At 68.8% G+C, this 7,599-nt stretch carries 8 protein-coding genes; 3 read left to right on the top strand and 5 right to left on the bottom strand.

Annotated elements, in window-relative coordinates:
- Positions 1-187: hypothetical protein (locus tag E3T49_RS16410; RefSeq protein WP_206750821.1), on the bottom strand; the 187-nt coding region annotated here is incomplete at its 3' end.
- Positions 188-331: 144 nt separating this feature from the next.
- Here E3T49_RS16410 and E3T49_RS05750 point away from each other — a divergent pair.
- The 3 genes from E3T49_RS05750 to E3T49_RS16725 all read left to right on the top strand — a co-directional run bounded on the left by E3T49_RS05750 (position 332) and on the right by E3T49_RS16725 (position 2,479).
- Positions 332-1,705 (top strand): L-serine ammonia-lyase, encoded by a 1,374-nt coding sequence (locus E3T49_RS05750; RefSeq protein ID WP_134424010.1) that lies wholly within the window; start codon positions 332-334, stop codon positions 1,703-1,705.
- Positions 1,706-1,796: 91 nt separating this feature from the next.
- Positions 1,797-2,288: a LysM peptidoglycan-binding domain-containing protein gene (locus E3T49_RS05745; protein WP_134424009.1), complete on the top strand. Its 492-nt coding sequence runs from the start codon at positions 1,797-1,799 to the stop codon at positions 2,286-2,288.
- A 68-nt stretch (positions 2,289-2,356) separates the two neighbouring features.
- The gene (locus tag E3T49_RS16725) at positions 2,357-2,479 is read left to right on the top strand and encodes a hypothetical protein (RefSeq protein ID WP_277613088.1); all 123 of its coding nucleotides are present in this window, start codon (positions 2,357-2,359) and stop codon (positions 2,477-2,479) included.
- A gap of 338 nt (positions 2,480-2,817) precedes the next feature.
- Here the strand turns inward: E3T49_RS16725 and E3T49_RS05740 are convergent, their stop codons facing one another.
- The 4 genes from E3T49_RS05740 to E3T49_RS05725 all read right to left on the bottom strand — a co-directional run bounded on the left by E3T49_RS05740 (position 2,818) and on the right by E3T49_RS05725 (position 7,339).
- The gene (locus E3T49_RS05740) at positions 2,818-3,867 is read right to left on the bottom strand and encodes a Gfo/Idh/MocA family protein (RefSeq protein WP_134424008.1); all 1,050 of its coding nucleotides are present in this window, start codon (positions 3,865-3,867) and stop codon (positions 2,818-2,820) included.
- A gap of 42 nt (positions 3,868-3,909) precedes the next feature.
- Positions 3,910-6,429: a DEAD/DEAH box helicase gene (locus tag E3T49_RS05735; RefSeq protein ID WP_241972676.1), complete on the bottom strand. Its 2,520-nt coding sequence runs from the start codon at positions 6,427-6,429 to the stop codon at positions 3,910-3,912.
- Positions 6,430-6,500: 71 nt separating this feature from the next.
- Positions 6,501-6,827 carry an SHOCT domain-containing protein gene (locus E3T49_RS05730; RefSeq protein WP_241972675.1) on the bottom strand — a complete coding sequence of 109 codons (327 nt, stop codon included), beginning with the start codon at positions 6,825-6,827 and terminating at the stop codon, positions 6,501-6,503.
- Positions 6,828-6,898: 71 nt separating this feature from the next.
- A complete protein-coding gene (locus E3T49_RS05725; RefSeq protein ID WP_134424006.1) occupies positions 6,899-7,339 on the bottom strand; it encodes a DUF6325 family protein in 441 nt (146 codons plus the stop codon).
- Positions 7,340-7,599: the final 260 nt, after the last annotated feature.

Below are 7,599 nucleotides of genomic sequence, written 5' to 3'. Positions count from 1 at the left end.
GCGTTCCATACACGGCCAACGACGCACTCAACCCATTCTCCGACAACGGCGCCGACGACCCCGTATACGTATCCGCAACATCCGGCACCACCACCTGGGTATCGGCCGCGTGCGCGGGAGGCAGGCCGACCAGAAGGGAAGCGGCAACGGCCAGACTCACGACTGACAGGGTTCGGGGAAACGTCATCATCGGCCCCTTTGGCTTGGCAAGCGACAGCGCAGGAGCTCGCGCTCTGTGTTGCAGTCTGCCGCTATCCGAGGCTGTGTCAAGTTCGTGCCGGCTCACGCGTTTCGACCCGGGGCCCCGCCGGGGCACGGTTACGATGGTCCGATGACTGCGTACGTGTCGGCACTCGACCTCTTCTCCATCGGGATCGGCCCGTCGAGCTCACACACGGTCGGCCCGATGCGGGCCGCGCTCACGTTCGCCGAGCACCTCCGTGACGCGGGCCTGCTGCCCCACGTCGCCCGGATCAGCTGCTCCCTTTTCGGCTCGCTCGGCTCGACCGGGCTCGGGCATGGAACGCCCGACGCGGTCCTCGCCGGCCTCGCGGGGCTCCGCCCCGAAACCTGCGACCCGGATGACGTTCGTTCGGCGTGGTCCGGCTTGGCCGACGACGCCGTTCTTCTGCTCGGTGGCAGCCACCCGATCCCCGTGCGGCAGGACGACGTGACCTTCGAGGCGCGCACCCGGCTGCCGGGCCACCCGAACGCATTGTCCCTCACGGCCTGGGGGCACGACGCCCTGCCCCTGCTCGAGGAGACCTGGTACTCGATCGGCGGCGGCTTCATCCGCCGAGACGGCGACCCGGTCGGGCGTGCCGAATGCGTGCCCCAGCCGCGGGAGTTCTCCTCCAGCGCCGAACTCCTCGCCCTCTGCGATCTCTACGCGGTGTCCATCTGCGATATCGCCCGTGCCAACGAGGAAGCGATCCACGGCGCCGACGGGCTCAACGCCGGCCTCGACGCCATCTGGGACGCCATGCGCGTCTGCGTGGAGGCCGGGCTCGAGGCGACGGGCATCCTCCCGGGGGGCCTCCAAGTGAAGCGCCGTGCCGCAGCGGTACGCATGCAGCTTGAGGAATATGATCGGCTGCCGCTGCGCGAACGCGACACCTCGACCGAGTGGCTGCACGCGTTCGCCCTCGCCGTCAACGAGGAAAACGCCTCCGGCGGGCGTGTGGTCACCGCCCCCACGAACGGCGCGGCCGGCATCATTCCCGCGGTCGGCCATTACTACCTGCGTTTCGTGCCCGGAGCGGATGCCGCGGGCATCCGTCGCTATCTGCTCACCGCCGTAGCCATCGGGTCGCTCGTCAAGGCCAACGCCTCGATCTCCGGGGCCGAGGGTGGCTGTCAGGCCGAGGTGGGTTCGGCCTGCGCGATGGCGTCCGGCGCCCTCTGCGCCGTGCTCGGCGGCACACCGCGGCAGGTGGAGAACGCCGCCGAGATCGCGATGGAGCACCACCTCGGGCTCACCTGTGACCCCGTTGGCGGGCTCGTGCAGGTACCCTGCATCGAGCGCAACGCCATCGCATCGTCGACCGCCGTGTCGGCCGCCCGCCTCGCCCTGCACGGCGACGGAACACACCTCGTCTCACTCGACACCGTGATCGAGACGATGCGCCAGACCGGTCTGGACATGTCGACCAAGTACAAGGAGACCAGCGAGGGCGGGCTCGCGGTCAACGTGATCGAGTGCTGACCCCGTTCGACTCCTGACACCGCGTCCCGAGGCCTAAGCTGGCAGCATCTGCTCGGGGGAACGAGCGGTACGTCTTCGAGGGGGACATCCGATGGTTTCTGCACGACCGACATCCGCTCGCACCCGGGCCAGGGTCGCCCTGGCCGCTCTGCTGCTGCTCCCGCTCGGTCTGGCCGGCTGCGCCGGCGCCCCGGCCCCGGTAGTCACCGCGACCGTGACCGTCACCCCGACTCCCTCCCCCACACCCACACCGACCCCGACGCCGACGCCCGTGCCCGAGGCCGAGGTGGTGCCGAACCCGACCATCACGCCCAATGCCGAGGCGGTGCCGGCCGAGCCTCTGCCCGAAGGCCCTGCCGTCGACCTTGGCGCCACGGCAGGGGCCCGGGGTGCCCCGATCACGGACGAAGCAGGCGCCCCGATCAGTTACACCGTGCTGGAAGGCGACGACTTCTTCGCAATCGCCCAACGGTTCAATGTGCCGATGCAACAGCTGCTGCGGATGAACCCATCGGTGTCGGGCCTCGGGGAGGATATCTACATCCGCGACGTGATCAACCTCGATTGGACCACGACCGGCTAGAGTGCCGGTGGGCACATTCCCAGCGCATTAGGCGTGACCCTGGTCAGTTCCGCGTCGCCCCGAGCGTGGTGACGTCGACCGAGACCGACCCGGCCGGAGGCGGCAACGGCGCGCACGACCATAGGGATGACACCGAGCCCAGCACCGACATCGATGCCGACGTGCCGGATGGCACCGCCGCTCACGCCTGAGGCGACGTCCGGGCATCCGGTGCCGCACCCGCGGCTCACGGCGCACCCTGTGGAAGCCGGCGCACCGTGGAACGTGCGCCGGCTTCCACAGGGTGCGCCGCGAAGGGTGTGTGCCCTGGGCGAACGTCCCGGGGCCGTGCCACCGGATCTCGACAGGCTCGACCACCGTGCACCGCGAAGCGTGTGGCCCTCGGCGAACGTCCCGGGGCCGTGCCACCGGATCTCGACAGGCTCGACCACCGTGCACCGCGAAGAGTGTGGCCCTCGGCGAACGTCCCGGGGCCGTGCCACCGGGTCTCGACAGGCTCGACCACCCGGAAGGGCAGGGATGGGTCCGGCTAGTGCGTCAGCAGGTTGATGCGCTCGATCAGGGCGATCGTGCGGAGTGAGTCGCGCGGGTCGACCGGGACCGGTGCCCCGCGCAGGATCGCGTCGGCGAGTCCCGTGTAGAACGCCGCATAGTTGCCGCGCTCGGCCGGGACCCGGGTCAGCGCACCGTCCCGTCCGAGCACTCCCCAGGCGGACTCCGGGTCGACGCCGAAGCCCGGATCGGTCGGTCGGGCTCCTGCCGCGAGGGCGGTCTCCTGGCCGTCGAGTCCCCACTTGGTGTAGCCGGATTCGGATCCAAGCACGTGGAAGCGCGGGCCGACCTGCGCCGCGATCCCGTTCATCCACAGGTGGGAGCGCACCCCGGACCCGTGGTGCAGCGCGACGAAGGTGTCGTCGTCGGCGGCCCCGCCCGGGCGCCGGGTGAGGGTCTCCGCGTAGACGTTGTCGACCGGGCCGAACAGCTGCAGCGCCTGGTCGATCAGGTGGGCGCCAAGGTCGAAGAGCACGCCGCCGCCCTGCCCGATGGTCGCGCCGACCTTCCACGCCTTGGTCTGCTCCGGCTTCCACCACTCGAATCGGGACTCGAACCGGCGCACCTCCCCGAGCGCCCCGGCGTCAAGCAGCCCGCGCAGGGTGAGGAAGTCACCATCCCAGCGCCGGTTCTGAAACACGGTGAGCAGCAGACCCAGCCGCTCGGCCTTCTCGATCAACGCCCGGCCATCCCGGGCCGTCACCGCGAACGGCTTGTCGACGACCACGGCGAGCCCCGCGTCGAGGGCCGCGTGGGCAAGTTCGACGTGCGTGCCCGACGGCGATCCGATCACGACCAGGTCCAGGTCGTCGGCCGCGGCGAACACGTCGTCCGCGGTCGAAACCAGACCCGCGTCCGGGTGGCGTTCGGCGGCCACCTCGCGACGAGCCGGGTCCCGGGTCACGATCAGGTCGAGCGAGAACTCGGGATTCGCGGCGAGGAGCGGGCTGTGGAACACGCGCCCGGATGTGCCGAACCCGATCAGGCCGGTACGGATGGGGGCGACGGATGCTGGCGTCTGCGTCATGCTCCCACGGTACTCCCGGCGCCGCTCCCGGCCGCCCGCGCCCTACAGGCGATTCACCCCGGTGACCCGCACCGAGGCGGCACCCAACTCGTCGGAATCAGCCAGGTCGACCGTGGCGCTGATGCCCCAGTCGTGATCCCCCGCCGGGTCGTCGAAGATCTGCCGCACGGTCCAGACTGCTGCTCCCTCGTCCAGGATGATCAGGTTCGCGCTGCGCGCATCGGCCCCGGTCAGCAGCTCATCGTGCTCGGCGTAGTAGCCGTCCATGGCGTCGCCCCAGGCATCCGCGTGGAAGCCGTGCTCCCGGTCGAGCTCACCCAGCGCGTCGTAGTTCTCGAGCGCGGCCAACTGCACCCGTCGGAAGAGTTCGTTGCGCACCAGAATACGGAACGCGCGCGTGTTGTCGCTCAGGCGCCGCGGCGCGGGCGGAAGCACCGACTGCGCCCCCTGCGCGTGCACGGCGAGGTCCGGGTGGATGAGCTCCTCCCACTCGTCGAGCAGGCTGGAGTCGACCTGGCGCACCAGCTCGCCCAGCCACTCGATCAGGTCCAGCAGGTCTTCGGTCTTGGCGTCGTCCGGGATGGTCTGCCGGGCGGCCCGGTAGGCGTCCGAGAGGTAGCGCAGCACGACGCCCTCGCTGCGGGCGAGCTTGTAGAAGGCGACGAACTCGCCGAACGACATGGCCCGCTCGTACATGTCGCGCACGACCGTTTTCGGGCTTAGTTCGAAGTCGGCGATCCACGGCTGGGACTCCTTGTAGGTGGCGAAGGTGTACTCGAGCAGCTCCTCGAGCGGCTTGGGCCAGGTCACCTCCTCGAGCAGGGCCATCCGTTCGTCGTATTCGATTCCCTCGCGCTTCATGGCGTTGACGGCCTCGCCGCGGGCCGCGAACTGCTGACCCATCAGCACCGGGCGCGGGTTGTCGAGAGTCGCCTCGACGATGGAGATCATGTCGAGGGCGTAGTGGCCGCTGCCGGGACCTGCCACGTCGGGGTCGGCGTCGAGCAGATCGAACGCGGCGAGCGCAAACGGTGACAGGGGCTGGTTGAGGGCGAAGTTCGGCTGCAGATCGACTGTCAGCCGGATGTCCCCGTTCGCACTCTGCTCCACGATCCCGGCCGCGCGCAGGGTCTTGTAGATGCCCAGGGCACGCCGGGCGTGCGCGAGCTGCCGCTTCCAGGGTTCGTGGTTGTCGAAGATGAGGTCGTAGACGTGACTGAATGCGTCGCCACCGCGCCCGATCACGTTGATCAGCATGGCCGCGGTCAACTGCATGCTCGAGTGCATGGTTTCCGGCTCGGCTGCCACGAGACGTTGGAACGAGGGCTCACCCCAGGAGACGAATCCCTCAGGCGCCTTCTTCCGGATGATCTTGCGCTTCTTCTTGGGGTCGTCGCCGGCCTTCTCGATGGCCTTGAGGTTGTCGGTCTCGTGATCGGGTGCCTGAATGACCACCGTGCCGGCCGTGTCGTAGCCGGCCCGGCCCGCGCGGCCGGCGATCTGATGGAACTCGCGGGCGTTGAGCTGACGCATCTTGACGCCGTCGTACTTGGTCAGCGCGGTGAAGAGCACCGTGCGGATGGGCACGTTGATACCGACGCCGAGAGTGTCCGTGCCGCAGATGACGCGGAGCAGACCGCGCTGGGCGAGCTGCTCGACCAGGCGGCGGTACTTGGGCAGCATGCCGGCGTGGTGCACGCCGATGCCCATCCGGATCAGCCGGGACAGGGTCTTGCCGAAACTGGTGGTGAAGCGGAACTCGCCGATCAGCTCGGCGATCGCCTCTTTCTGTTCCTTGGTGGCGACCTTGACGCTGCTGAGCGCCTGGGCCCGCTCGAGCGCGGCCGCCTGGGCGAAGTGCACGATGTAGATCGGGGCCTGCCCGGTCTTCAGCAACTCCTCGACCGTCTCGTGCACGGGCGTGGTCTCGTAGTAGTAGTGCAGCGGCACCGGCCGTTCCACGCCCGTGACGACGGCGGTGGGCCGCCCGGTGCGGCGAGACAGGTCGTCGGCGATGAAGGTGACGTCGCCGAGGGTGGCCGACATCAGGATGAACTGCACCCTGGGCAGGAGCAGCAGCGGCACCTGCCAGGCCCAGCCACGGTCGGGGTCGCCGTAGAAGTGGAACTCGTCCATCACGACCTGGTCGACGGGGGTGTCCTCGCCGTTCCGCAGGGCGAGGTTGGCGAGGATTTCGGCCGTGCAGCAGATGATCGGGGCGTCCGAGTTCACCGAGGAGTCCCCGGTCATCATGCCCACGTTCTCGGCGCCGAAGATCTCCACCAGAGCGAAGAACTTCTCGCTGACGAGCGCCTTGATCGGCGCCGTGTAGAAGGTGCGCTTTCCGGCCGAGAGTGCGGCGAAATGCGCGCCGACGGCGACCAGGGATTTTCCGGTGCCGGTGGGGGTGCTCAGGATCAGGTTCGCCCCGGAGAGGATCTCGATCAGGGCCTCTTCCTGCGCGGGGTAGAGCGACAGTCCCTGCTCCCCCGCCCACGTTTCGAAGGCCTCGAACAGCACATCGGGGTCGGTGACGTGCGGGAGCGCGGTGAGGGTTGCCATGATCCTTCGATCCTGCCCTATTCCACTGGGCATCCGCTCCGCGCCCGGCAGCCGGTGAACCGTTCTGGCGATCAGATCCCGAGGAGCTTGGCCTTCGCCGCCGAGAACTCGGCCTCACTGATGACGCCGGCCGTTTTCAGGCTGGCCAGTCGCTCGATCTGCGCGCTCAGGTCGTCCGGGGCCGGTGCCGGCTCCGCCTGCTGCTGGGACTGCGGCTCGGCCGCCGCCTGCTGCTGGTATTGCTGGTCAGCCGCCGCCTGCTGCTCGGCGGCCTGCTGGTCGGCTCTGCCCTGCTGCCGCCGGCTCACGTTGCCGGCGACGGCCGTCGCCGTTCCGGCCACCACCGCGGTGCGGGCCATGGTGCCTACCAGGCCCGGTCGGCCCATTCGTCGAGGCATTGTTTTCCTTTCATCGGGCCCGGACACGCCGGGCGGTGTCACAACGTGTGCTGGTGGGGTCTGCGGAGAAGCTAGTCCGTGTCGCTGTCGGTCTCGGCCAAGGCCTCGAGCACTTCCTCGACGACCATTCCGGGGATCCGGACGGTGTCGACGAGTATTCCCCCGGAATTCACGATGGCGTTCCGCAGGGGCTTGATCCAGGTGTGCTCGAAGACCAGGATCGCCGCCGAGCAGTTGTCGTCCAGCTTCGCCGCCAACTCCTGCACGTCGTCGTCGGAGAGGAGCCCGTTGGTCGTGTCGATGACCTGGGTCAGCGCCGACGCATCGACGTTGGCACCGAGTTCCTCGAATTCCGAATAGGTGATCGACCCTTCGGCATCCTTCATCACGAACAGGCCGTCGACGATGCTGATCGTCTCGGAATCGACGAGATCGTTCAGTGCCGGCATGATCTCTCCGGTGAACTTGTTTCCGGGGAATTCGACGACCAGGATTTCGATGGGACCAAGCATGGTTTCTCCTCCGGTTGAGCATGGACAGTGGGACGATAAACCCGTTGGCCTCGACCATCAAGTGTCCCTGCGGGAGGACTCACAGGCCGTGAATCTAAGCTGATGGAATGGCCAGCAGCGACGTGTCCTCGCCCCCTCCTCCCCCGGCTTCCCCGCCTGCGGGGCCGGTGCGGTCCGGCTCGGCCGGACTCGGGCGTGCGGCGGCTGCCGGCGTGGCCGCGGCCCTCGCCGGGCTCGGCGCGGCCGAGCTGGTCGCCGCT

The organism is Cryobacterium cryoconiti, assembly GCF_004403065.1.
Classification (GTDB): Bacteria; Actinomycetota; Actinomycetes; order Actinomycetales; family Microbacteriaceae; genus Cryobacterium; species Cryobacterium cryoconiti.
Note: the sequence above shows the minus strand (reverse complement) of the source record. Positions and strands in the feature narration are given on the sequence as shown.